At 54.6% G+C, this 25,991-nt stretch carries 21 protein-coding genes and 1 tRNA gene; 11 read left to right on the top strand and 11 right to left on the bottom strand.

Annotated elements, in window-relative coordinates:
• Positions 1–16: 16 nt before the first annotated feature.
• The 3 genes from PED39_00390 to PED39_00380 all read right to left on the bottom strand — a co-directional run bounded on the left by PED39_00390 (position 17) and on the right by PED39_00380 (position 4,361).
• Complete coding sequence (locus PED39_00390; protein ID WII08391.1) at positions 17–1,108, bottom strand: DNA topoisomerase IV subunit A; 1,092 nt, start codon at positions 1,106–1,108, stop codon at positions 17–19.
• Entirely contained in the window at positions 1,101–3,131 is a 2,031-nt protein-coding gene (locus PED39_00385) for a DNA topoisomerase VI subunit B (protein WII07688.1), read from the bottom strand. Before PED39_00385 ends, PED39_00390 begins: the two co-directional genes overlap by 8 nt.
• Before the next feature lie 114 nt (positions 3,132–3,245).
• Positions 3,246–4,361 carry a zinc-ribbon domain-containing protein gene (locus PED39_00380; protein WII07687.1) on the bottom strand — a complete coding sequence of 372 codons (1,116 nt, stop codon included), beginning with the start codon at positions 4,359–4,361 and terminating at the stop codon, positions 3,246–3,248.
• A gap of 68 nt (positions 4,362–4,429) precedes the next feature.
• Here PED39_00380 and PED39_00375 point away from each other — a divergent pair, with 68 nt between their 5' ends.
• Both PED39_00375 and PED39_00370 read left to right on the top strand, forming a co-directional pair.
• Entirely contained in the window at positions 4,430–6,442 is a 2,013-nt protein-coding gene (locus tag PED39_00375) for a hypothetical protein (GenBank protein WII07686.1), read from the top strand.
• Positions 6,443–6,479: 37 nt separating this feature from the next.
• The gene (locus PED39_00370) at positions 6,480–7,586 is read left to right on the top strand and encodes a GTP-binding protein (GenBank protein WII07685.1); all 1,107 of its coding nucleotides are present in this window, start codon (positions 6,480–6,482) and stop codon (positions 7,584–7,586) included.
• Positions 7,587–7,710: 124 nt separating this feature from the next.
• Here the strand turns inward: PED39_00370 and PED39_00365 are convergent, their stop codons facing one another.
• The 3 genes from PED39_00365 to thrS form a co-directional block, all read right to left on the bottom strand.
• Positions 7,711–9,072, bottom strand: coding sequence for an MATE family efflux transporter (locus PED39_00365; protein ID WII07684.1), 1,362 nt, complete (start codon positions 9,070–9,072; stop codon positions 7,711–7,713).
• Between the two features lie 75 nt (positions 9,073–9,147).
• A complete protein-coding gene (locus PED39_00360) occupies positions 9,148–10,887 on the bottom strand; it encodes a Na+/H+ antiporter NhaC family protein (protein WII07683.1) in 1,740 nt (579 codons plus the stop codon).
• 236 nt (positions 10,888–11,123) lie between these two features.
• Positions 11,124–12,878: a threonine--tRNA ligase gene (gene thrS / locus PED39_00355; protein WII07682.1), complete on the bottom strand. Its 1,755-nt coding sequence runs from the start codon at positions 12,876–12,878 to the stop codon at positions 11,124–11,126.
• 230 nt (positions 12,879–13,108) lie between these two features.
• Between thrS and PED39_00350 the strand changes: the two genes are divergently transcribed.
• From PED39_00350 to hisS, 5 genes are all read left to right on the top strand, one after another.
• On the top strand, positions 13,109–14,791 hold the full coding sequence (locus tag PED39_00350) for an ABC transporter ATP-binding protein (protein WII07681.1): 1,683 nt from the start codon (positions 13,109–13,111) through the stop codon (positions 14,789–14,791).
• The gene (locus tag PED39_00345; GenBank protein WII07680.1) at positions 14,788–16,554 is read left to right on the top strand and encodes an ABC transporter ATP-binding protein; all 1,767 of its coding nucleotides are present in this window, start codon (positions 14,788–14,790) and stop codon (positions 16,552–16,554) included. Before PED39_00350 ends, PED39_00345 begins: the two co-directional genes overlap by 4 nt.
• Positions 16,555–16,633: 79 nt before the next feature.
• Positions 16,634–17,077 carry an NfeD family protein gene (locus PED39_00340; GenBank protein WII07679.1) on the top strand — a complete coding sequence of 148 codons (444 nt, stop codon included), beginning with the start codon at positions 16,634–16,636 and terminating at the stop codon, positions 17,075–17,077.
• 9 nt (positions 17,078–17,086) lie between these two features.
• Positions 17,087–18,154 carry an SPFH domain-containing protein gene (locus tag PED39_00335; GenBank protein ID WII07678.1) on the top strand — a complete coding sequence of 356 codons (1,068 nt, stop codon included), beginning with the start codon at positions 17,087–17,089 and terminating at the stop codon, positions 18,152–18,154.
• Between the two features lie 68 nt (positions 18,155–18,222).
• Positions 18,223–19,467, top strand: coding sequence for a histidine--tRNA ligase (gene hisS, locus PED39_00330; protein ID WII07677.1), 1,245 nt, complete (start codon positions 18,223–18,225; stop codon positions 19,465–19,467).
• Here hisS and PED39_00325 read toward each other — a convergent pair.
• Both PED39_00325 and PED39_00320 read right to left on the bottom strand, forming a co-directional pair.
• Positions 19,390–19,866, bottom strand: coding sequence for a ribonuclease HI family protein (locus tag PED39_00325; protein WII07676.1), 477 nt, complete (start codon positions 19,864–19,866; stop codon positions 19,390–19,392). The two genes, hisS and PED39_00325, sit on opposite strands and share 78 nt — an antisense overlap.
• Complete coding sequence (locus PED39_00320) at positions 19,866–20,213, bottom strand: aspartate 1-decarboxylase (protein ID WII07675.1); 348 nt, start codon at positions 20,211–20,213, stop codon at positions 19,866–19,868. The genes PED39_00325 and PED39_00320 overlap by 1 nt, the downstream gene beginning before the upstream one ends.
• A gap of 106 nt (positions 20,214–20,319) precedes the next feature.
• On the opposite strand from PED39_00320, the gene PED39_00315 reads away from it, so the two are divergent.
• The 3 genes from PED39_00315 to PED39_00305 are packed head-to-tail and all read left to right on the top strand — an operon-like array spanning position 20,320 to position 23,263.
• A complete protein-coding gene (locus PED39_00315) occupies positions 20,320–21,444 on the top strand; it encodes a hypothetical protein (GenBank protein ID WII07674.1) in 1,125 nt (374 codons plus the stop codon).
• Positions 21,444–22,478, top strand: coding sequence for an iron ABC transporter permease (locus PED39_00310; protein ID WII07673.1), 1,035 nt, complete (start codon positions 21,444–21,446; stop codon positions 22,476–22,478). The genes PED39_00315 and PED39_00310 overlap by 1 nt, the downstream gene beginning before the upstream one ends.
• Entirely contained in the window at positions 22,475–23,263 is a 789-nt protein-coding gene (locus PED39_00305; GenBank protein WII07672.1) for an ABC transporter ATP-binding protein, read from the top strand. Before PED39_00310 ends, PED39_00305 begins: the two co-directional genes overlap by 4 nt.
• A 100-nt stretch (positions 23,264–23,363) precedes the next feature.
• Here the strand turns inward: PED39_00305 and PED39_00300 are convergent.
• Positions 23,364–23,436: transfer RNA gene (locus PED39_00300), tRNA-Asp, on the bottom strand.
• 111 nt (positions 23,437–23,547) lie between these two features.
• Between PED39_00300 and PED39_00295 the strand changes: the two genes are divergently transcribed.
• Entirely contained in the window at positions 23,548–23,949 is a 402-nt protein-coding gene (locus tag PED39_00295; protein ID WII07671.1) for a VOC family protein, read from the top strand.
• Positions 23,950–23,984: 35 nt separating this feature from the next.
• Here the strand turns inward: PED39_00295 and PED39_00290 are convergent, their stop codons facing one another.
• Both PED39_00290 and PED39_00285 read right to left on the bottom strand, forming a co-directional pair.
• The gene (locus tag PED39_00290) at positions 23,985–25,190 is read right to left on the bottom strand and encodes a SufD family Fe-S cluster assembly protein (GenBank protein ID WII07670.1); all 1,206 of its coding nucleotides are present in this window, start codon (positions 25,188–25,190) and stop codon (positions 23,985–23,987) included.
• A gap of 5 nt (positions 25,191–25,195) precedes the next feature.
• Entirely contained in the window at positions 25,196–25,912 is a 717-nt protein-coding gene (locus tag PED39_00285; protein ID WII07669.1) for an ABC transporter ATP-binding protein, read from the bottom strand.
• Positions 25,913–25,991: the final 79 nt, after the last annotated feature.

The raw sequence follows: 25,991 nt of genomic DNA, 5'->3' as shown, positions 1-25,991 counted from the left end.
GGTTGCCCCGTTTTGATCAGAGTATGCCCATGTCAGTGAGCTTCTCTGGAAGGTACGTTCCGGTGGCGTACTCCAGACCGTACTTGGCCAGCGCCTGCTGCTCAGCCTTCTTGCCCATGTGGAGCATGGCCTGAATCTCGTTCACCCAGTATTCGTCTGCAAACCTGGGGTCGGAGAGCTCTGCGTTGAGCGCACCGATATCCTTGTCAGATAGCTTGTCGGTCGGCAGGTCGTAGTTGAGGATGTCCGATGGAGTGATTCCGATGAACTGTGCCGTCGGCGTCGCCAGATACTCTGAGATGTGTGCTGTCTTGATCGCACCATATGCTACCGATGCATAGATCCTGAATGACCAGGGATCTCCGTCGGTGAACACGGTGACGGGGAGGTTGTATTCCTCGTTGAGTCTCTTGATAAGACGCCTGGTGGATCTTGCAGGCTGACCGGAGAGGTGCACAAGGGCGCAGTTGTACTGCTCTGGGAACCCGTTCTCGATGAGACGGGCGAACATTCCTCCTGTCTCGATCGCCATGATGAACTTCACGTTCCCGGGCTTGATCTTGAATGTGTCCTCCTCGACCTTGTAAGGCACCGCGAATCCCGTCTCGGGGACATCGTCGATGCAGTTGTTGGTCTTCCAAGTTCCCTTGGTGGTTATCGTGGTGAAGTTGAGGTCACCGTAGACGTGGGCTCCGGATTCCTCGGGACGGAGCTTGAAGTCCTCCCTCATGCATCCTGTGATTGTCTCCAGATCCTCTGCCAGCAGGTTGCTCTCATCCTGCGTGTGGAACTTGGCGTTATGCCATCCCTCGGAGATGTAGTACATTTCCCTTAAGGTGGATGATTTTCCCTCCCTGATCATCTCGTTGATGAAATCCGTGGTGTAGGCGGTCCTGAGCATGGAGACCGCTCCCTGCACAGTCTTGGCGGTACGTGCGGTCTTCAGGTCACCGTATGTCCAGACGTTGTGCCTGGAATCGAACTCGATGTTCTTCTTCGACCTCATGGGGAGGTTCATGGCGGGGATGTCTCCGTTGTCCAGCTGATCGTAGATGTTGGAGATGACGCCGGTGAGGCTGTCAAGTGCAACTTTCTGTCTGTCATTCATCGTCAAGGTCTTCCGCCTCCTGTGTCTCCTCCTCGTCATCGGACACGAGGTCATCCTCCGAGGTCTGGACGATGTCCAGTCCCTTTATTCCCCAGTCTCCCGGGAGCATTTCCGCACCCATCACGATCACCGGGTTGAGTCCGGAGAAGTAGATGTCGTCTGCATCGAAGGTGTCCGCCATCTCGCCTGCGAGCTCGAAAGATATCTTGGTGGATGTGGACGGGGCCAGATCCTTGATCTCCCAGTTGGCCTTGCCCTCTTCGTTCATGTCAAGGAAGTACTCTCCCGAGAACAGCGATAGGTTGACGGCCTCCTTCGGGACCTGTGCGTGCAACCTTATGCTGCGGGGTTGTGTAGTGTAATTGTAAACCGTGTAGGTGATGGTGCGGAGCTTCTTGTTCTCCTTCTTCACCTCGGGCTCCACCCAGACCACGTTCATGATTTTGGTGATGGTCCTGCTGAGATCGGGAACGGGCTTGTTCAGATGGTCCGCTACCTTCTTCGCCATGTCGGGCAGGATCTCCTGCACGATCTCGAACTTGGCATGGGTCTTGTTCTTCCTCTCCTGCTTGTTCAGATGGCTCTTGAGGTTCCTGGCGCATAGTCTGAGCGCCAGTCCTATCTCGCTCTGCAGCTCGGGGAACGAAGCCACAGCCTCCTTTCCCTCGGATGTGAACGGAACCTTCGTGGATGCAACATGAACAAGGATGATGGCGGGACCGTACGGGATTCCCTTTCCACCTCTCTGCTCCAGTCCGTACCTCCTCCAGTCCATGTCGGAAATCGCCTTCGTTATGGCGCAGTCTCCCTGTTTGAACAGCAGCGGGACGCGGTTCGCGAACCTATAGATCTGAACCTGACCGTCCGAGGGGATATCTCCGCCGTAGACGATTCCTGCTTCTACTACGAACGGGTTTCCGTTCACGGCCTTAGGAGAACGTGTGACGGGCGTAGCGTAGTATTCGGGCCTCAGTCCGTCCAGGACGTGCATCAGACCCTTCTTGATCAGCGTATCCCCGATAGGCGACAGGCAATCCGTCGGCGGGGCCATGATCTTGACCTTGGTGATCGCATCGAGGATGGCGATGGCCTCCTCCCTTGTGAGCTTGTCCGGCTTCTTGTCCGGATCCACTTTGGCGATTTCGAATATCTCGGTCGCGAGCCTGTCCGTGATCCTGGAGAAGTCGTTCTTCAGGAAGGCCTTGAGTGTCTTCTGCTGCGTGTTGGCGGCATACTTGAACAGGTCTCCTATCTCCATGCCCTCCGGGTGGGGCTTGATCTCCTTGGGCCTCGGAGGCATGATGTCAGTGGCCCTCTCGAACACGGTCTTGGTGTTGTCGGGGTCGTAGAATGTGATCTGGGCATGGGGGTTGACGATAGCGGTCTCCTTCAGGTATTCGAAGATCGACTGCTTTCCGGTGATGTACCTTCCCTTGGTCGTGTACTCGATCTTGGTACCGTGTTCCTTCCCTTCCCATGTGAATGCCCTATCGTTGGTGATGACCGGTCTGTTGGTCTTCGTGTCGATGAAGATGTCCATCTCCCAGGCAACCTCGTCCTTACCCTCGATCTTGGATATGGCATGGGCGGGTTTGCCGGTGGTGATGTTTCCGTACATGATCGTAGCTGAAATTCCGATACCCTGCTGTCCTCTGGACTGCCTCAGAGCATGGAATCTGGAACCGTACAGGAGCCTTCCGAATACGTTGGGCATGGCCTTATGGGTGATACCTGTACCGTTATCCTCGATGGAGACTCTGTAGTCCTCGTCGTTGAGCCTCTCGATCCTGACCGTAACCTCCGGCAGGATGTTGGCTTCCTCACAGTTATCCAACGAGTTGTCGACAGCTTCCTTGATTCCCATGAGCAGGGACTTCGACCTTGAATCGAATCCGAGGATCTGTTTGTTCTTCTCGAAGAATTCGGTGACCGAGATCTCCTGCTGCTTCGATTCCAATTTGTGCGCAGTGACCGTCTTTTCCTTCGGTGCGGCTTTCTTAGTAACATCTTCGTTCGAGGGCATCCGCTGGAGTGATGCTTATTCAATGTTAAAACGGTTCGCCTTGGTCATCTCCGAATGAACGATGGCATCTTAACAAAATATGTGTTAACCCCCGCCTAAGCGGGGGAATGAGTTTCACTCGTCGTCCTCGTCGAAGTCAGCGCCGCAGTAGGGGCATCTCTTCGCATTAGCAGGGACGACCTTTCCGCACTCCGAGCACTCGAAGGTCTCGTCCGAGACATCCACGGTTCCGTCCGCGTGCTCGATCTCAGCTTCGTCCTTCTCGTCGAATACCGCACCGCACTTAGGACACATCTTGGCATCCATAGGGACTTCTGTTCCGCACTCCGAGCACTCGAAGAAGTCCTTCTTGTGGAGGACCTTGATCTCTTCGGGGACCTCGATGGGGGTTCCGCACTTCCTGCAGTTTATCTCTCCGGGGAGGACCATCGCGCCGCATTTCTTGCACTTGCCGTATCCCTGGGGGTACAGCCTTCCCTCGGCCTCCATCTTCTTGCGGGCCTTCATCGCGCTCCTTCTCATGAGCTCGGAGAAGATCAGCATCACATAGAACACGGCACCGATGTAGGCCAGCATCTCGACAGCACCCATGAAACAGGCGCTGCGGATCTTGTCGGGCGTTATTCCGGTGTTCACCAGCTTCACGTAGATATACGAGTACTGGTCCTTGGTCACGTCCTTCTTGTAACCGACGTAGATGCAGTTGTAGTCATCCTCGACGAGCTTCACTTTCTGCTTGTATTTGCCGTCAGCATAGTCGAAGTCCGTGTATTCCTTGACATTGTCCGAATTGTTGTACGGCCTTCCGAAGGACATCACGGTGATCGTGCTTACCTCCACGACCGGGGACAGATCCTTGTTGTACGATTCGATGACGATGTATCCGTCATCGTAGTAGACGTCTAGGATCTCCGCTTCGGCCAGAGCAGTGGATTTGGATTCCATGTCCTTGAACGAATCCGAGTACGCGAACGTACCGACTATCAGCATTACGACTATGAAGACCGCACCTATGACGGCCTTGATTTTGGGGGACGTGACGCCCATCATGTGGGGGACCATATACAGGAAAACCGCCACAATGAGGAATCCTAAGCATTCCGCTCCCATCCCGAAACCTGTCAGGATCGCGCTCAGAGCGAACGCACAGGCAATGGATGCCCACTGCTTCTTGGTGAGTCCCTTGAACTCATCCAGCAGAGACACCTTGGCTTCAGCGTATTCTGTCATTGCCTACTGTTATCGAACACCGAATAATAAGGGTATTCTTTTTTAGTGGGGATGGGGTAAGGTGTCGCATGACCATCCTCTTGACAAAATGCCCTCATTGCGACTCCAATTTCATGCTCCTCAACACCGAGATGAGCAAGGGAGAGTGTGTGGCCTGCGGAAAGGAACAGGCGTTCAACGAGAAGGAGATCTCGGAAGCCGAGACCAGGCGCGATAGCCTGTCGGAGCAGTACATCGGACGCCTGGAGAAGGCATACGGCGATAAGGACAGGGAGAAGATGTCATCCCTAGCCGAAGAGGTGGCCAACGCAGGGATATCGTCATGGTACGCATGGTTCTGCGTAGGATGGTCTGACCTGCAGGAAGGCAGGACAGGTCCAGCATTCGACGATTTCAAGCTCGCGGCATTGTTCCTGGACGAGGAGAACTTCGACGAGTTCTACGAGCTCGCGATGGACGCCGTGCTGGAATCCATAGAGGATGCTGCCAGGGAGGATAAGGACTGGAGCACCGAGGATACGACCCTGGTGGATTTCACAGGAGCTCTGTTCGAACGCTTCGAGCATCTCTGCGAGCAGGACTTCATGTGCGATCTCATCCTGAGGCTGGGCACCCTGTCGGATTCCATCGAGACCGCAAGGATGGGTGCATCTCTGATAAAGGAGATCATGATGATAGTCATGGACTACATGTCCGGCAACCTGTTCGTGGAGGACCGTCAGAATCTTCTCAACAACGCGAAATCCAGCATCGATTCCGTGGACGAGGCGATGCAGGCGAAGGCACAGGACGGCTCGATGGCACCCAACACCGTGAAGATCTGGGGATCCGGATTCTCGGAGTTCCTCCAGATGCTGATCGACGGAGGGGACAAGATCGTTGCCCAATACTCCGACGAGGAGATGTTCTCCCTCTGCGAGTACTGGGGAGTGAACGATTACGAGGCGGTCTTCGGACTGCTGCAGAATGCCTTCGAGTTCCATCTCGGATTCATGATGTCCGGCAAGCGCAACAAGGGCATACAGAAGAAGAGGGACAAGGCGCTGTCAGATTACGAGACGGCATTCAGGAAACCCCTCGACGAGGGACTTACCTCGGAGATGGAGGAAGGTGCTTTGGACTATGACAGGATCTGCCCCGATTGCGGCAAGTACCTGATAGCGGACGAGGACGGAGTGATCAAGTGCGAGTGTGGATTCAAGAGCAGGATCGCGACCGCAGATATCGATGACCTCCCGGAGAACGTCCCTGCACTGGTGATGATGGGCAGGAAGGCATTCCTGGACAGGGATCCCAAGATGCTCAATAACATCGGGGAGAGGATCCTGGAGTTTGATGAGAACAATTGGTACGGTTTCGTCTCATTGGCTTCGTCATGCGCGATCGACGGCCAGATAGGGGAATCGATAATGCTTTTCACACAGGCATCAGAGCACCTCGACCAGAAGGACAGGAAGGAGTTCAGGGACTGTCTGCTCGACATACTGAGCGAATCCATAATGAGCGGTGACCCCGACCCCATGTCCATGATGTTCATGCATGTGCTGTTCGAAGCTCTGGACCGTTCCCCCGCCAAGGACTGCAACATATCCCTCGCCCTCGTGGACAGGGTATCCAAAGCATCCTTCGATGATTCCGTGAAGGGATTCCAGGCATCGATGATGGTCAACCCGGTATTCTCCTTCGAGATCATGCATTCCACCAGTCTGAGGCACCTCAAGGAGACCTGCTCAAAGCTCTTGGATCTGGTAGATGCCATCAGGGCAGGCAACGATTCGATCAAGAAGGACAGCAGCAACCTCAAGCAGGATGTATCGGACTACGTCAGGACCTACAACGATCTGCTGAGGCACATGTTGTCATCCATAGATGGCCGCACCGCAGGAATGAATGACGAGAAGATAGGATATCTAGCAGGACATTGGGCGGCCAGCATGGACGCATATTCGGACATGGCCAGCAAGGTCAACGAGGCGATGTTCGAGGACGACGATGCGCCGTACAATCCCAAATCTAACTCCATCATGAAGGCGAAGCATGCTATCGACCGCTTCCTGGACGATTACCTGATGAGCTCCTGAACCTTAAATACGGGTTATACATCCCAACGGACAGTACATGGCGACCATCGAGGAGCAAATAAAGGAGTTGGAGGAGCAGATCTCCAAGACCAAATATAACAAGGCTACCGAAGGTCACATTGGAAAGCTCAAGGCGAAGATAGCACGTCTCAATGAGGAAGAGGAGAAGAGGCGTGCCTCCAAGGGTGGCAACACCAAAGGATTCTATGTCAAGAAGGCAGGTAATGCAACAGTTGCACTGGTAGGATTCCCGTCAGTGGGAAAGTCCACCCTTCTCAATCAGCTAACCGGTGCCAAATCCGAGGTCGGGGCGTATCACTTCACAACACTGGATGTCGTTCCCGGAGTCATGGTTTACAACCATGCCAAGATCCAGATCCTGGATATGCCTGGACTGATCAAGGACGCATCCCGCGGAAAGGGAAGGGGAAGGGAGGTCATCGCGGCCGCAAGATCCGCAGACGTCATCCTCCTGGTCGTCGATATCTTCAATCCAAACATGAACGTCCTCTTCAAGGAACTTTACAACGCGGCCATTCGTCTCAACCAGACGAAGCCCGACGTGGTCATCAGCCGTTCTGACCAGGGAGGAATCCTGGTTAAGCCGACCGTGAAACTCACGAAGATCACACCGGAGATCATCAAGGATATGACCGCCGCATACGGGCATATCAACGCCACCGTCGTCGTCCGTGAGGACATCGACGTCGAGCAGATGCTGGATGTACTGGCGGGGAACAGGGTTTACATCAAGGCGATCATGGCGATTAACAAGGTCGACCTGGCGAAGCCCGGACAGCTCGAAGAGGTCCTTGAGATGCACAAGCAGTTCCGTTGCGTTCCCGTTTCGGCAGCGACCGGATACGGTATGGAGGAGCTGAAGCAGGCCATGTACGACACCATCGACATGATCCGCATATACCTGAAGCCTCAGGGGCAGGAAGCGGATCTGGAGGTCCCCCTCATCGTCAAGCGCGGCAACACGGTTGGGGACGTCTGCGAGCTGATCCACAGGGATTTTAAGAACAACTTCAGATATGCTATGGTCTGGGGGACGAGCGCCAAGTTCCCTGGTCAGACCGTGGGCCTCGACCACAAGGTCGCGGACAAGGACATCCTCTGCATCATCGTGAAGAGAACCTGATCCTGGTCCCGATTCCGTCCGTCGATGCTGGTATGTGCGGGGGCTGGGAGGAAGCTTTCAAAGGGTGCGCTGGCCTTATCGATGTTGAAATCGGATCGAAGATAAAGTCCATAGCAGCCACCGTTCACCGTTGTCCGTTCAGATGTCTTGCGACCTGTCTGTCCGTATAAAGAGTTACAGCCAGGATGGAGAACGCACCGATCATGTGGCCGAAGACGAGGGCCCATGCGATCGCCGTCAGTTCCGTCTGCTGGATGGCGATCAGGTAGAATGTTATGAGGACAGCGTTCCTCCACAGGGCCATGATCAGGGACCTGTTGGGATGGCCCATGGCCTGCATGTATCCGGAGCACAGCGGCGTGAATGCGAAGAACCCGATGTACAGGCACATGACCTTCAGCATCTCCACCATCTCGGGACGGTTGTCCAGCATCTCTCCCGAATACGAGAAGATGTAGAGGCTCTGGTCTGGGAAGATCTCCAGGATTATTGCGAGGATGACCACAATAAGGATCCCCCTGGTGAAAGCGAACCTGAAGGATTCCCTCATACGGCCAACATCTTTCTGGCCCAGAGCGGACGATGCCACGGGGACCAATGCGGAACCGATGGCTATCGCAGGGATCACGATCAGGTTCATAAGGTTGTCAGGGACCGAATACAGCGTCAAAGCGTGCGAACCTGCAGCGGACATCAGGACGATGAGGTTCAGGATGGCATCCATGAAGTACATCACCGTGTACTCCAGCATCTGCGGAACGCCTGCTTTGAGGAGCATGCCCATGCATAGTCTGTCATATAGCAGATCCCTCTTCGAAATGGGAAGATAGGTCCTCTTGCTGATCAGCAGAAGTATCCCTACTGCCAATGAGGCTATCGTGGATATGACAGTCGCAATCGCCGCACCCTGCAACCCCATGCCCATGGTGTAAATGAAAATCGGATCGAGGATAATGTTCAGGACTGCCTGGATGGCCATGAGGAGGGTGGAATATTGGGTCGCGCCCTGTCCGTTCAGGATCCCGCCCACCACTCCGTTGAAGATGATGAACATCGTGAATACGGAGTAGGGCAGCATGTAGACGCATGTGAGCTCCAGTATGTTCTCCTTGCCCAGTATGGTGAGCAGTCCCGTCTGTCCGAAGACCATGATGGGCGTCATCACTATGCCGAATATGACTGCGAAAAGGATCGCCTGAACTGCGGAGCTCGATGCATCTCTCTTCCTTTCGGCACCGATCATTCTCGAGATGACTGCCGATGCACCGACACCGAGGCCGCTTCCCAGGCCGACGAGAGTCATGTACACGGGCATGACCACTGCGATGGCGGACATCGCATCGTCGCCCAGTCCGGCGCACCACGCACGGTCCGCGAGAACGTTGGCCTGGGAGACCAGCAGGGATATGACGATGGGTATGGCCATCGCTACGACGGCTTTCCTGGGATTTCCCAGAAGAATCGATACCCTGTCCTCCGCGGTCATGCTTCGTCCATTAGGTATGTAATAGATAACGATTGGTAGAATTGGCCGGGGCTAGGCCCCGGAAAATGTTTGTCATCACTCCATTACTGGAGGCTCAACCCCTTCAGGGGTATCGACGAGCTTGACTCCTCTGTTCTGGTATTTCTTGATGAAGAGCAGTATGACGACCATGGTCACGATTCCGATGACGGTGACGATGGGGCTCTGCCAGAATCCAGCGATGAGGAAGAACACGAAGGATACTCCTGCGACCAGCAGTGCGTAGTAGACCTGGGTACCGACGTGGTTCAGGTGACTACACTGGGCTCCGGCCGACGACATGATGGTGGTGTCGGAAATGGGCGAGCAGTGGTCTCCGAAGACGGCTCCGGACAAGCAGGCACTGATTCCAACAATCATGAGGGCGGGGTCGTGGATGAACACCGCGTACACGATGGGAAGCAGGATACCGAAGGTTCCCCATGAGGTTCCGGTGGAGAACGCGATGAAACAGGCCAGCAGCATGAAGACTGCGGGCAGGAAGTTCATCAGGGCCTCAGCACCCTCTCCGACAAGGGAGTCGACGAATTCGGGCGCTCCGAGTCCGTATCTGGTAAGGCTGCAGATACACCATGCGAAGATTAGGATGGAGATCGCAGGGACCATGTTACGGAATCCGCGGGGGATGCACTCCATGGTCTGATCGAACGAGACCGTCCTCCTGCAGAGCACGTAAATGACTGTGAGGATCAGCGCGATGAGTGAACCGTATGCGAGAGCGGAGGATGCAGACGCGTCTCCGAAGGCTCCGAAGATGTCCATGTAGTAGTCCGAGCTGGGGTCGAAGAATCCGCCGGACCAGATGAGCATGATGATGCTCGCAGGGACCAGGAACAGGAAGATGGGAATGATGAGGTCTGCGACCCTTCCCTTGGGGTTGCCCTCTTCCACTTTCTCATTCTCGTAGGGTCTCTCCTCGGTTGTGAAGAGGTCACCCTTCTCTCTAGCGTTGGTCTCATGGACCTTCATCGGACCGAAGTCCAGGTCGATGAGGGCAATCGTGATGACCATCACGATGGTGAACAGTGCGTAGAAGTTGTACTGGATTGATTCGATGAAGAGTCCGAATCCATCGGTTCCGTCCGGAAGATAGGAAGAAACCGCAGCCGCCCAAGAACTGATGGGCGCGATGATACAGATGGGGGCAGCCATCGAGTCGATGAGGTATGCGAGCTTTGCACGGGAGATCTGGAATTTATCAGATACCGATCTCATGACTTGACCGACTGTCAGACAGTTGAAGTAATCGTCCACGAAGATCAGGATTCCGAGGAAAGCGGTCATGAGCTGTGCTCCCTTGCGGCTCTTGATGTGGGACAGGGCCCACTCTCCGTATGCGCGGCTTCCTCCACTGATCAGCAGGAGGCATCCGATGATACCGAGGGCCACCAGGAAGAACAGGATTCCAGTATCGAGCGATCCCAGGAATCCCCAGGTGTCGTCGATGATCTCGATCTCCTCTCCAGTCACTGCATCGATGACAGTGTGTGAGGTGCTTCCATCCATGATGGAGATAAGCGTTGCTTCGAAGTTTCCGTCGCCGACGAATATTGCTGCCAGCACTATTCCGACGAACAGCGATGTATACACATCTTTCGTAGCCAATGCCAAGACGATGGCGACAATTGGAGGCACAAGAGCCCAGAACGTTCCGTAGAACCTGTTCCCTCCCTCAATGGCCGGTGTTGTAACGAACGCTACCACAGCGATCGCTGCAACGAGCAGGCTTATCACCAGCAGAAGCAATGGCTTGTGCTTTGTATTTGTCAAACTCATAGACATTCACCTATAACGATTCGCGGATTCCTTTTTTGTTTATAATGATAAAGGACAATTATTCGAAATACGATAGTAATTATTCGAAAATCGGAATATATTATACGAAAAACTTCGATAAAACTACGCATTCGGTCTGAATGACATAACGGCGTATCGTATGTATTGGCAGCATTATCCATTGTGATGACTTCTAGAAGAAAAAGACCGCACCCGAAGGTGCGGAATTAGTTTGATCAGACCCTGTCGGCGATCTCTTTCTGGAGGTCGGCGATGAAGTCATCGAGCTTGACGGTACCCTGGTCTCCTCCGTCCCTCTTCCTGACGGTGACTATGGTTCCGTCCTGGACCTCGTTCTCTCCGAGGACCAGCATGTAGGGGACCTTCTGGAGCTGAGCCTCACGGATCTTGTATCCGATCTTCTCGCCTCTGTTGTCCAGCTTGACCCTGATTCCGGCAGCCTTCAGCTTGGCAGCCACCTGCTCGGCATAGTCGAAGGACTTCTCGGAGACCGAGAGGACCCTGACCTGAACGGGTGCGAGCCAGGTGGGGAACTTTCCTCCGTAGTGCTCGATGAGGATTCCCATGAACCTGTCGATGGATCCGTAGATGACACGGTGGATCATGATGGGCCTGTGCTTCTCTCCGTCGGCTCCGATGTAGTTGATGTCGAACCTCTGGGGCAGCTGGAAGTCCAGCTGGATGGTTCCGCACTGCCAGGTCCTTCCGAGAGAGTCCTCGACGTGGAAGTCGATCTTGGGTCCGTAGAACGCTCCGTCACCCTCGTGGATGGCGTACTCGCGTCCAAGCGAGTCCAGTGCCTTCTTGAGACCGTTGGTCGCCATCTCCCACTCCTCGTCGGTTCCCATGGAGTTCTCGGGCCTGGTGGAGAGTTCGATGTGGTAGTTGAATCCGAATTTGGAATAGACCTCATCGACGAGCCTGACGACTCCTGCGATCTCGTCAGGGATCTGCTCGGGGGTCATGAAGATGTGTGCATCATCCTGGGTGAAGCATCTTACTCTGAACAGACCGTGGAGGGTTCCGGACCTCTCGTGCCTGTGCACGGTTCCGAGCTCTCCGAGCCTCAGAGGCAGCTCCTTGTAGGAGTGGTTCTCGTTCTTGTAGACGAGGATGCCTCCTGGGCAGTTCATAGGCTTGATGCAGTGGATCGCGTCATCGATGACAGTGGTGTACATGTTCTCCTTGTAGTGATCCCAGTGACCGGACCTCAGCCAAAGCTGCTGGTCCAGGATGAGCGGGGTGGAGATCTCGTAGTAGTTCTCGCGGGTGTGGAGCTCCCTCCAGTATTCGATGAGGGTGTTCCTGAGGACCATTCCCTTGGGGAGGTAGAACGGGAATCCCTGTCCCTCCTCCATGATGGTGAAGAGACCGAGCTCCTTTCCGAGCTTCCTGTGGTCTCTCTTCTTGGCCTCCTCGAGCATGGTGAGGTACTTGTCCAGCGCCTCCTTGGAATCCCATGCGGTACCGTAGATACGGGAGAGCATCTTGTTGTTCTCGTCGCCTCTCCAGTAGGCACCGGCTATGGATGTGAGTTTGAACTCTTTGACCGCTTTCGTGTATAGAGCGTGGGGTCCTGCACAGAGATCTACGAACTCGCCCTGCTTGTAGAAGCTGATGCTAGCGTCCTGGGGTAGCTCGACCACGAGCTGGACCTTGTAGATCTCGCCTTTGGATTTCAGATAATCGATGGCTTCCTGCCTCGACATTGTGTATGTCTCGAGTTTCAGGTTCTCCTTTACGATCTTCTTCATCTCGGCCTCGATCTTCTCGAGGTCCTCGGGGACGAAACCGCCCTCCTTGTCGAAATCGTAGTAGAATCCGTCTTCGATCGCAGGTCCAATCGCCAATTTGGTCCCAGGGTACAGCCTCTGCACCGCCTGGGCCATCACGTGGGCAGCCGTGTGCCTTATGACCTTCAGGTCATCTTCGCACTCGTTGACGCTGCCGTCGTTGTACAAAGCCTTCATTTCAATCACTATCGACCCGTCGACATACCTCGCCGGCTGGGATTTAATTTTGTAAGGGGTGGGTATGTTTCATTGTTTTTATATGTTGTTGGCGGGAGCGCCAGTATTGTGGAAGGTAGAAGATATATATCCGCTAATGAAGATGGTTGCTTAGTCAACTATAGAGGGGCGATGGACTGAAGAGCGTACTGAGATTCCTGAAACCTTCACACTGGGCACTGCTGGCCCTCATGACCGTAGTGATTTCCACTCAGGTATTCTTCGACCTGGAGATCCCGGGATACATGGCCAGAATCACGGTCCTTCTCAGTCAGAGCAGCCCTGCCAATCTGATCATGGACGAGGGGCTTGCCATGATTGGATGTTCCATCGCCAGTGTGTTCTGTTCCGTCGCTGCCGGAGGCATCGCTGCATATGTCGCATCGGAGTTCGCGAAGATCCTCAGGAAGAAGCAGTTCGAGAAGGTACAATCCTTCTCGCCGGAGGAGATGGGCAGATTCAACATCTACAGTCTCATAACCCGTTCGACCAATGATGTCACCCAGGTTCAGCTGGCCATGGGCAGGACATCCAAGCTTATCGTCATGGTCCCGGTGATGACATACATAGCGTTGAGCAAGGTGGCTACCGGAAGCTGGGAATGGACCGAGGTCACAGCTGTCGGAATCACCGCCATCATCATCGTCCAGATCTTCATGCTTTACTACGTCATACCGCGCTACAGGAAGGTCCAGGGATACACCGACGAGATGAACAGGACCGTGAGGGAAGGTCTCTCCGGAGTGAGGGTCATCCGTGCCTTCAACGCAGAGGATTATCAGAACAAGAAGGCCGATGACGCTAACGATGAACTCACAGAGAACAATCTCTACGCATCTCGTCTGCTGGCGTTCACCCGCCCTTTCAACGGTGTGGTCCAAAACATACTGACCGTGGCCATATACATGCTGGGCGCAGGGATCATATTAGCCGCTTCGGCCGATGACGCGCTCATAGTGTTCTCGAATATGATCGTATTCTCCTCGTACATCATGTACGTCGTATCCGCCTTCATCCTTCTGGCCCATGTCGCGATGGGATTGCCCAGAGCTATTATCTGCGGAAGGAGGGTCAGAGAAGTCATCGATACCGACACCACAATCCTGAACGGAACCGTCACCGAATCAGAGGATACCGATGTTTGCATCTCGTTCAAGGATGTCGCGTTCGCCTATCCTGGCAGCAAGGCAGAGGCTCTTTCCGGCATATCGTTCGATGTGCGCAGGGGAGAGACCGTCGCAGTCATAGGACAGACCGGTTCAGGAAAGACATCGCTGGTCAATCTGGTCCCCCGCATGTTCGACGCCACCTCAGGCAAGGTGGTGATCGATGGCATCGATGTCAAGGACTATGATCTGGACGTTCTCCGTTCGAAGATCGGTTACGCAACCCAGAAACCAATGCTCTTCTCGGGAACGGCGAGATTCAACATCGGATACGGCAGATCTGATTGTTCCGATGATGAGATGATGGCCGCAGCCCGCGTGGCATGCATAGACACATTCCTGCAATCGAAGGAAGGATTGGATACCGTCGTCGAGCAGATGGGAAGCAACCTCTCGGGTGGACAGAGGCAGAGGATCTCCATCGCCAGAGCGGTCTGCAAGCGTCCGGAGATCTACATCTTCGACGATACCTTCTCCGCATTGGATTTCAAGACGGACGCTCAGGTTCGCAGGAACCTGAAGAAGGAGACTTCGGGTTCCACCATACTCATCGTATCGCAAAGGATAGGGACGATAGCCGATGCCGACAGGATAATAGTCCTTTCCGACGGAAAGATGGTCGGTAACGGCAAGCACGAACAGCTCCTGAAGGATTGCGATATCTACAGGGAGATGGCCAGGATCCAGGACTACGAGGTGATGGAATGATGGATTCCAAGAAGCCTGAGAATTTCACCGAGGCCTGGAAGGACATCTTCAGATACATCAAGCGCTACAAGTATCTGTTCGTGGTGACCGCTGCGCTGTCCGCGATATCTTCCGGACTTGCCTTGCTCGGTCCCTATTACATCAGCGACATGACCAACCTCATCAAGGAAGGACTCGAGACCGTGATGGATTATGATTCCGTCATATCCATCGGTTACCTGCTGATCACGATTTACGTGGTCAGCGGGTTGCTGAATTTCTTCGAGAACTATCTGATGGCCACAGTGTCTCAGAGATGCGCACAGATGTTCCGCAGGGACATCTCAAGGAAGATGAACAGGATCCCCCTCAGGTACTTCGACCAGTCATCGAAAGGGGATGTGATGAGCCGTGTCACCAATGATGTGGACACGCTCGGTATGTCTATGAACCAATGCATAGGGTCTTTGGTGACCGCCATAACGACTCTGAGCATGGCATTCATCCTGATGGTGTTCCTGGACATCCATCTTACCATACTCTCAGTGGCGATAGCCGTTGTCGGTTTCATCCTGGTGAAGACCATCGCCAAACGCACCCAGAAATACTTCAGGTCGCAGCAGAAGAACCTCGGTGCCATGAACGGACTTGTCGAAGAGCAGTACACTGGGCATGCTGTAGTCACCATCTACGCAGGCCAGAAGGAGGCCATGGACAGGTTCAACAAGATCAACGACGAGCTTGGGCACACCGCTTTCAGGTCCCAGTTCCTGGGAAGCGTCTCAGCATATCTCAGCGGTCTGATCAGCAATGTGGCCTACGTACTGATCTGTGTCGCCGGGGCGCTGCTGTACATGAACGGAACGATAACCTTCGGAGTCATCGTGGCGTTCATGATCTACGTCAAGATGTTCACCAGCGCCTTCTCGCAGATTTCCAATGCCATCGTCAGCATGCAGTCCGTAGCGGCAGCGGCGGAGAGGGTGTTCATATTCCTGGGCTATGACGAGATGCCTCAGGAGAGGGAGGTTGTGGACATATCGGGCATCAAAGGAAAGGTGGAGTTCAGGGACGTCAGCTTCGGTTACGATGAGAAGAAGGTGATCAACAATCTGTCCCTTTCCGTGGAATCCGGGCAGAAGGTTGCCATAGTAGGACCGACCGGTGCTGGTAAGACCACTCTCATAAACCTCCTCATGAGGTTCTACGAGGTAGATTCGGGAGAGATACTGATCGATGGCATACCTGTCAAGGAAATGACCAGGGAACAGGTCAGGAGCCTGTTCGGAATGGTTCTTCAGGAGACATGGACGTTCGAAGGGACGTTGAGGGAGAACATCGTGTTCAATGCCGAAGGCATAACCGACAATAAGCTCGATGAGGTATGCAAGGCCGTCGGCCTCAATCACCTGGTCGCATCGTTGCCGCAAGGCTACGACACGAAGATGGGTGATGCGGAATCAATATCGGTGGGCCAGAAGCAGCAGATAGCCATCGCAAGGGCGATGATCGACGATCCCAAGATGATAATCCTCGATGAGGCGACCAGCTCTGTGGACCCGCTGACCGAGAAGCTCATCAAACAGGCCACCGACCGCATGATGGATAACAGGACGTCATTCGTCATTGCCCACAGGTTATCCACCATTGTGGATGCCGATCTGATCCTTGTCGTCAGGGACGGAGAGATCGTCGAGACCGGCAGGCATGAAGAGCTGTTGAAGAAGGGCGGATTCTACAAGGACCTCTTCATCAGCCAGTTCGATGCGGCCGACACAGCATGATAGGCTTCCGATTCAACTGTACTCGATAATCTTTGATTATCAGAAATAGGTTAATCTATGCTCATGCTGATACGGAACCATGGATCCGTTCATGATATCCTGCATAATACTGATCGCAGGTGCAGCGTTCCTCGTGTATGAGGTGTTCGCACCAGGCGGCTTCTGCGTGATCCCGGGAGTGGTCCTGTTGGTCCTCGGTGTGGTCGGTCTCTTCTGGCCGGACATCCTGATGAGCATCTGGTCTCCCGTGATCGCATTGGTCGTAGCAATACCCGTGACTCTGATCACGCTCAAGGCTTACCAATACCTGGCGAAACCGGAGCCTCCGTCGACAACGGTTGCGGAATCTCTGGTCGGTAAGACGGGAGTGGTCACGGTGGCCACGGAGATGGGAAATATGAAGGGCAAGGTCAGGATCAGCGGCGATCTCTGGTCAGCGACATCCGACGAGCCCATCGAGGAAGGAACGGAAGTAGTAGTCGAGAGTAGCGAAGGCGTGCATGTCCACGTCCGCAGAGCATGAGGTGTTCAAATGGATGAGATGATAATGATCATGACAGCGGTGGTGATCATCGCTGTGGTGCTCGTAATATCGAGCGGAATCAAGATCGTCAGGCCCTACGAACAAGCCATCTATATGAGGCTCGGAAAGTTCGTCAGGGTTCTGAACCAGGGACTGAATGTGGTATTCCCGCTTATCAACGAGGTCGTCAAGATGGATCTCCGTACCGAGGTCCTGGACGTTCCCAAGCAGGAAGTCATCACGAAGGACAACTCCCCCGTGGAGGTAGATGCGGTCATTTACATCAAGGTGACCGATCCCAAGAACGCATATTTCGAGGTCTCCAACTACAGATTCGCAACCGTCAATCTGGCACAGACTACCCTGAGGTCCATCATCGGAGACATGGAGCTCGACGAGATCCTGTCCTCGAGAGAGAAGATCAACGTCAGCCTCAGAGACATCCTCGATGAGAACACCGACAAGTGGGGAGTCAAGATCGAGGCCGTCGAGATCAGGGAAGTCAACCCCGCTAGGAAGGTCAAGGACTCCATGGAGGAGCAGACCTCGGCGGAGAGGAAGAGACGTGCAGCCATCCTCGAGGCGGACGGACAGAAGAGGGCGGCCATCCTGGAAGCCGAGGGAAAGAAGAGGTCCCGTATCCTCGAGGCAGAGGGTCTGAGGCAGTCCATGATCCTCGAGGCAGAGGGAAAGAGGCTGGCAACCATCCTGGAGGGACAGGGAGAGGCCCAGAAGCTGAGGATCCTCTCAGTCGGAGCCGCAACCATGGATTCCAAGGCCATGTCCGTGCTTTCCATGCAGACCCTTCAGAAGGTCGGAGAGGGAGAGTCATCGAAGATATTCTTCCCCATGGAAGTCACCAAGCTTGTCGAGGGCGTATCCGAATACCTGGGCACCGCCAAGAACGTTCCTGACAGGGAAGTCTCTGATGTGGATTCCATCCGCAAGGCGGTCGGGGATCCCGACGATGTGCTCGGACCCATCCCGTCGATGGAGGATATCGCCGCAGAATCTTCAAAGGCCAGTGCCGAAGCCGCCAAGATGGAGGACGATGTCCTCCCTGACGACAAAATCTGAAAAACATGGGGGCCATGCCCCCTCTTTCGATTATAGTCCTTTTATACTCCTCTGATGTTGCTCGGAACATGATTCAGTGTCCGCGCGGTACTAGGGATTTCCTCCCGGATGAGATGGAGAAACGCAGGTTCTATGAGAACAGGCTCAGGCATACTGCGCAGACCTTCGGATTCAGGGAGATTGAGACGCCCATTTTCGAAGACGCTGAATTGTTCATATTGAGGTCGGGACCCAATGTTCTGAAGGAGCTCTATGCTTTCAAGGACAAGGGTGACAGGGACATAGCGCTCCGTCCCGAGATGACAGCTCCTGCGATCAGGATGTTCGTCAACGGTATGAGCAACGACCCCAAACCGATCAAGATATTCTACTTCGGACAGTGCTTCAGGTACGAGAGGCCTCAGAGCGGAAGGTACAGGGAGTTCTTCCAGTTCGGTGCTGAGCTCATTGGTTCGGCTACACCCGAGACCGATGCAGAGGTCATCTGCATGGCAGCCGCCATGATCAAGCAGCTCGGTCTGAAGGATTACAAGATACACATCGGACACATCGGAGTTCTGAGGCAAGCAATAGCGGATGCCGGAGTCCCCAAGGAGAGAACGGCAGAGGTCCTGCAGAAGCTGGACAAGAAGCTTTACGACGAGGCCCGCCCTCTGCTCGAGGATATGGGTGTCGCATCCGACGTCATCGATTCCATCTTCACGCTGACTGAGACGGTCGGAGGAATCGAGGTCCTGTCCAAGGTCCCCGGAGAGGCTGGAGATTATCTGAGACAGGTCACATCGTACATGCATGCCATGGGAGTTGACAACTTCGATATCGATCTCGGAGTGGTCCGTGGACTCGATTATTACACCGGAATGGTCTTCGAAGCAGAGGCTCCAGCTCTCGGAGCGGAGAAGCAGATCTGCGGAGGAGGCTCGTACACGCTCTCAGAGCTGTTCGGAGGAGAGAAGGTATTCTCCACCGGATTCGCCATCGGATTCGACAGGATCCTTCTGGCCATCGAGAAGGAGGGGCAGGTCTATGAGCCCAAAGGCATAAGCGCTTACGTCGTCCCCGTCTCCGATGAGGTCAGGATCAAATCGGCCGAGATCGTGGCGATGCTCCGTGCAGCAGGTATTCCGTCCGACATAGACATCATGGGCCGTAAGATGGGCAAGGCGTTGAAGTATGCGTCAGATGTAAGGGCCAAGTATGCCGTCATCATCGGTGCCAAGGAACTCGAAGAGGATTCAGTCACCCTCAGGGACATGGCAACCGGAGAGCAGAAACTGGTGAAGATCTCGGAGCTCGTATCGAGCATCCAGTGATCGGTGCCTGTCCAGCTCTTCGTTCAAGAGAATATCTGCTCTAGGGATAAGTTCCTGTGACCTGCGGACGTTGCGGAATCTCACATTCGGTATCATTGAGCAAAGGGCCCTGGCGTCTTCGTAGAGGCCCTTCATATCCGGGTTCTTGACCTTGTACTTCCCGGTCATCTGCTTGATGACCAGTTCGGAGTCCATCACGAACTCCGCATCGGTGCCTTTGTACTCGAGCACCTTGGCAATCCCCGCTATCAGCCCGCGGTATTCCGCATAGTTGTTGGTATGGATGCCGAGGTATTCCGAATGCTCATGGATGACCTCCCCGTCCTCGACTACCACTATCGCGTAAGCGGATTTCCCGGGATTTCCCCTGGACCCCCCGTCGGAATAAAAAGTGAACATCAGTACAACAGTTCCCTTGAGATCTTGTTCGAATCATCGACCAGGAGCACATACGCCCCGATGGGCTCATCGGTGAGCTCGAATCCCATGATGATGACCTTGTCCCCTTCCTTGCACAGATGGGCTGAGGCGCCGTTGATGGCGATGATGCCCGATCCTCTCTTTCCGGGGATGACATAGGTCTCGAAGCGGTTGCCGTTGTTGACGTTGGCGACCAGAACCTTCTCCCCGCTCCACATCCCAGACTTCTCAACAAGGTCCTCGTCGATGGTGATGCTCCCCTCATAATCTAGACGGGTCTCGGTGACTGTCGCCCTGTGAATCTTGCTGCGGAGCATCCAACGCATGATACCTCGATAATCTGATGCGATTTATCAATATCGCATATGGGTGTTACTTTCAAGTTCAATAGTATTATTAACTTGTAATATTTTTCCTCCAATAAGTGATATTATGAACACCAAATTAACAGCTCTGGCCATGGTGGCCATTATGATTTTCGCATCCGTATCCATAGTGTTATCTGGCGAGGATTCGGATGCGGCGTTCACAGTCAAGGACGGAGAGGGGACGGAATTCACGTTCGACGGCCCCGTCGACCACATAATGACCATAGGCGTCGGCGCCACCGCTACAGCCATCGGAGTGGGCGCACTCGACAAGATTGTGGTGTGTGATTCCTACTCGAAGACCAATGCCAGCTCCGTCTTCGACAAGCTCAGGGCATACATCGAGGAGGGCAGGATCGCCGCCAACGGTAACATCTACAGCAGCGGAAAGGCCCAGCTGGAGACGGACATCGTCGATGCCGCCGAACCCACCAAGGGCAAGTTCGACAAGGATAAGGATGTCGTCATAGCCATCGTCTCCCCGTCGTACAAGGCAAACCTCGCCTTCCTGGACACCTACGGGTTCAAGAACGTCCTCTATTGGGACAGCAGCGTGAAGACCTACGACGACATCATCGCATTCGTGGAGACGATCTCCATGGTATGCAACGGCAAGGTGGACGACAACGCCAAGAGGATGAGCCTCGTGGCGGACACGATCTCCGAGACGCTGTCCAAGGTGAACAAGGCCCCGAAGGAGGCATTCTACATCACCTACTCGAGCGGCGTATACAAGGTCGGTAATACGAGCTCCATCACGACGATAATGATTGAGACCGCCGGCGGAAAGGTCGTCACCAAGGACGATTCCAAGAGTGCTAGCACGATAGAGGTAAGTCTCCCCATGTTGAAGGAGAACTATCCCGACGTCATGATCTTCGCCGACAGTCAGATCGCCGACAGCCAGGACCATATGAACTACCTCAGGGGAATATTCGGCAACGATCAGAAGATCATCGCATTGGACGGCATATGGAACAACTTCTCCATCGAGAGCGCCACGGGCGTCTGGACCATGGCCTGCGCCATGTACCCCGATCTGTTCAGCGGTGACGTCCCCGAGGCCGGAGGCTCCACCGACACCACGATGATGTACATAATCGCCGGTGCTGTAGCGGTCGTTATTATACTGGCTGTCGCATTCTTCTTCATGAGGTCCTCAGGTAAGGCCTCGAAGAGGAATGACTGATGAACGGGACCAAACTATTCAGGACCAAAGGGTTCGCCATCACTTTGGTGGCGACCCTGGCCCTTACCGTTTTCTGTGTGCTCCTCGACCTGTCTTGGGTCTCGGAGGGCAACTCATACACCTTCCAGGAAGTCATAGACACCCTTATGGGAAAGGGAACCTGGTCCCAGAACATCATCATATTGGGCATCAACGCACCCAGGGTGGTCATAGGCATCTTCGTGGGTGCCGGACTTGCGGTCACGGGAGCGGCCATGCAGGCGGTGTTCAAGAACCCCCTCGCATCACCCTACATCCTCGGTCTGTCCTCGGGAGCATCTCTCGGGGCCGCGATCAGCATGCTCTTCGTCATACCGTTCATACCGGTCGCCATAACTACCCCTGTGCTCGCATTCGTCACATGTTTCCTCACGATGGCCCTGGTGTACACCATGGCCCGCACCGGGAACGTGGTCAGGACCGAGACGCTCATCCTATCGGGAGTGGCCGTCTCGGCGTTGCTTTCAGCACTGGTGTCTTTCCTCACGTTCATCTCCGGCGAGAAGCTGGAGGGCATAGTGTTCTGGTCCATGGGTAACCTTGGCAACGCCGACTGGGGCGAGATAGCCTTCGCTGCACCGATCATCACGGTCGCATCTGCATTGCTGATAACGCAGGCCAAGAACCTGAACGTCCTCATGCTCGGGGACGCCCACGCCATGGACCTGGGGGTCGACGTCAGGAAGACCAGGCTGTTCATCCTCATACTGACGACGGTGGTCGTCGCGGCAGCGGTGTCGTTCGTCGGTGTCATAGGATTCATAGGTCTGGTGATCCCGCACATCCTAAGGATCCTGCTGGGCCCGGACAACAGGGTCATCATGCCTCTGGCGATGGTTGCCGGATCATGCTTCATTTTGATATGCGACTATCTGACTCACGTCATAGCGCCGTATTACGGCACGCTGCCTATCGGAGTGGTCACATCGCTGATCGGAGCTCCATTGTTCATCTACCTGCTCATCAGGAGGAAGAAGGAGGTGGGCTGGAATTGACGCTGGAGACCAGAGGGCTGTCGTACACGTACTCCAAGCGGCCGGTCCTTGAGGATGTGGACCTCCAGGTCAGGGAGGGGGAGATCATCGGGATCCTCGGGCCGAACGGCTGCGGGAAGACCACTCTGCTCAAGAACCTAAACAAGAACCTGTCGCCGCAGACTGGATGCGTCCTGCTGGACGGCGAGGATCTAGAGGACATCTCCAAGAAGGACATCGCGAAGAAGGTGGCCGTGGTCCCGCAGACCAACGAGGTCAGGTTCTCGTTCACGGTCAGGGACATCGTTTCCATGGGCAGAATGCCGTTCCAAGGGCTCATGGAGGGGATGTCGACCAGCGACGAGACCATCGTGGATGCGGCCCTGGAGCGCGTGGGCCTGTCCGATTTCGCCGATAGGCACATCAACGTCATGAGCGGAGGGGAGAGGCAGAGGGTGATCATCGCAAGAGCCCTCGCCCAGACCCCGCAGATCCTTCTGATGGATGAACCGACTCTGCACCTGGATATCAACACCCAGTTCGATGTGCTGGACCTCGTCAGGGACCTTTCGAGGAATGACGGGCTCACGGTCGTCATCGTGTCCCACGATCTGGGGATGGTCGCAAGGTACTGCGACCGTGTCCTCCTGATCAAGGACCACACGATCTTGGCGATAGGCACGCCGGAGGAGGTCCTCACCCCCGAGAACATGGCCGACGTGTTCGGAGTAGATGCGGAACTGGTGTTCGATGACAAGACCAACGAGAACACGGTGTTCCTGCACGGTTCGGTGAAGAGAAGGTAATCCCTTCACCCGATTCTAATGATCGTGGGGAGCCCCACGAAACAAATCGTATGGATAACTGCTTCAGAACGATGGAATTTTTGATGTAATAGAAGATGAGCGCCCTGGACGGAATTTGAATCCGTGTCGAAGCCTCGACAGGGCTTCATGATAGGCCGCTACACTACCAGGGCAACATTCCAGTGTATAATGGGCACATATATAACTCTTGGGGGTAAGCGATGTCTGCCATCCAGCATCCCCGGCTGAGAGCGTTTATAACCGTATTCCCCGATGCTCGTTGCATGCCTTTAGGGGATCCGCACGGAGCTAATTTCGAGTACACGGTGGAAGGTCTGCCGGAATCGATCCACGTATGCACGATACCGGCGAAGGACATCTCAAGGGCCGTGGGTTTCTATGTAGACATACTTTCTATGGAGTTGCTCTCGAAAGATGATGATCAGGCGTTCCTTGTCAGAGGCAACTGCAGGATCATTCTCAAGAGGTCCGATGCAACCGGCATCGATACCGGCCTGTACTTCGGAGTCGATTCTCCATACAACACCCGCAGGCGTTTGATAGACGAAGGTGTGGTGTTCGTGCAGGAACCCAAACGCGGACCGTTCGGCACATTCTGTTCGATAAAGGATGACGACGCCAACATCATCCATCTCATCGAGACGGGTGCTGAATTCAAGAATTGAGAAGAATGGGGCCGAAGCCCCTTGATAGTTTAGTTTTAGTCGCCGACGTTAGCTGCAGCGATGGCTTCGTCGAGCTCCTTCTGGAGCTCTGGGGGAAGACCGTTGATCGATCCTCCTGAGAGGAATCCTTTGACGATCATGCTGACGGCCTCATCCTCGCTGAGCCCTCTGGACATCAGGTACTCGATCTGGTCCCTTGCAACCTTACCTACAGCAGCTTCGTGAGTCATCTCGACATCTGCGACGTGTGCCTCGAGCTCCGGGATGGCCAGAGTTGTTCCGCCGTCTTTGAGGATGATGCTCCTGCATTCCAGATGTCCCTTGGCCTCTGGAGCGTTTCCGACCATGCGTCCGCGGGCGCACATCCTTCCGCCCATGGAGATGGATCTGCTCATGATCTCGGCCCTGGACTTCCTTCCGTTGAGGTAGACCATTCCGCCGGTATCGATGTCCGAGCTCTCATGTGCGATGCACATCGTGTTGTATGTCGCGGACGAGTTATCTCCCAGTGTTGCCACAGGGAAGCTCTGGAGCGATCCCACGGGGTTGAGGATGACGTAGTTGTTTGTGTAGTGCGAGTTCTTCCCGACTATGGTGTTGGTCCTCGGACGTACACCGGTGGTCTTTCCCCAGCTGTGGATCATGCTGAATGTGAGATCGGCGTTGTCCCCGATGTATATCTCGGAAACACCGACGTGAAGTGAATCGTCCGCATGGTGGGCGGTGGAGCATCCGGTGATCATCTCCAGGGATGCATTGTCCTCGACGATGACGATGTTGTGGACGTGCTGTGTGGCCCTGTTGGTGTTGAGGAGCATGCAGGTCTGCAGAGGATACTTGATGTGGTATCCGGACTTCACCCTGACGAAGTATCCGTCACCGTCTTCGAGATAGGTCGTGGCCGTGTACTTGTCCTTGGTAGGGTCCATGGCTTTCCAGTAGTGGTCCCTGAGGCCGTCGTACTTTTCCAGAGCCTCCTTGACCGTTGATATTTCAAGTCCTTCCTGGACCTTCGGAGAGCAGTGGCTGGGCTTGTTGTCGATGAACATCAGTGTTCCGGAGCGTGCGATCTCGTCAGCGACGATTCCGACATTCTCCATGTACCTCTTGTAATCCGACGTCTTCAGGTCATCGACCACAACCTGTTCATTGGCCTCGACATCGTAGTGCTCCAAATCCAGATCCTTTCCGTACGCTGCCTTCTTGTTGAGCGCTTCCTTCACTGTCTGACTCTCTGGCATCCGAATCACTCTCCGTATCCGTGGGCCCTGATCTCCTTCAGGAGCTCCATCGGGTCTCCAACGCGGTCGATAACTCCGTCCCTCATGACGTAGCCGTACTTCGCACCTATGTAGTCCATGATCTGTCCGGTGTGTGTTATGACCAATGATGAGACGTGTCTTCCGTTTGAATCCTTTCCCTCTTCCAGCAGGTCGTGGACCTTCTGTCCGATCAGGTCTATGGATTCTAGGTCGACTCCGGATTCCGGTTCGTCCAGGAGCAGGAGCCCTGGGCTCTGCGCTGTGAGCTGGAGGAGCTCTGATCTCTTGATCTCTCCTCCGGAGAATCCTACGTTGACCTCTCTCTCCATGAACTTCTCCATCCTGAACCTGTCAGCTTCGGAGATGGCTTTCTCGGGATTGTCAGCTGTGGCCTTGAGAAGGTCGCCGAGCTTGACCCCGTAGATGTTCGGAGGTCTCTGCATCATCATGCCTATGCCGAGCTTGGCGCGCTCGTCGACCGGGAGCTCTGTGATGTTCTTCCCTTTGAAGATGATCTCTCCCTGCGTGACCGTCACCGTGCTGTAGCCCATAATGCTGGCCAGAAGGGTGGATTTCCCTGATCCGTTGGGACCGAAGAGAACGCTGGTCTCACCCTCTTTGACTGTGAGGTTAACGCCTTTGAGGATCTTCCTTCCGCCTGCTTCCACATGGAGGTCGACGATCTTCAGCATGTCTGTCATGGATACACCTTGAATGTCTGTGCGATTGCGTTTTCATATATATTGCGTGCGCCCGCACCTACGAATGTTAAGAAGTTTT

The organism is Methanomassiliicoccales archaeon LGM-RCC1 (assembly GCA_030168575.1).
Lineage (GTDB): Archaea > Thermoplasmatota > Thermoplasmata > Methanomassiliicoccales > Methanomethylophilaceae > Methanoprimaticola.
The sequence above is the reverse complement of the archived record's forward strand: the minus strand, read 5'-3'. Positions and strand labels throughout refer to the sequence as shown.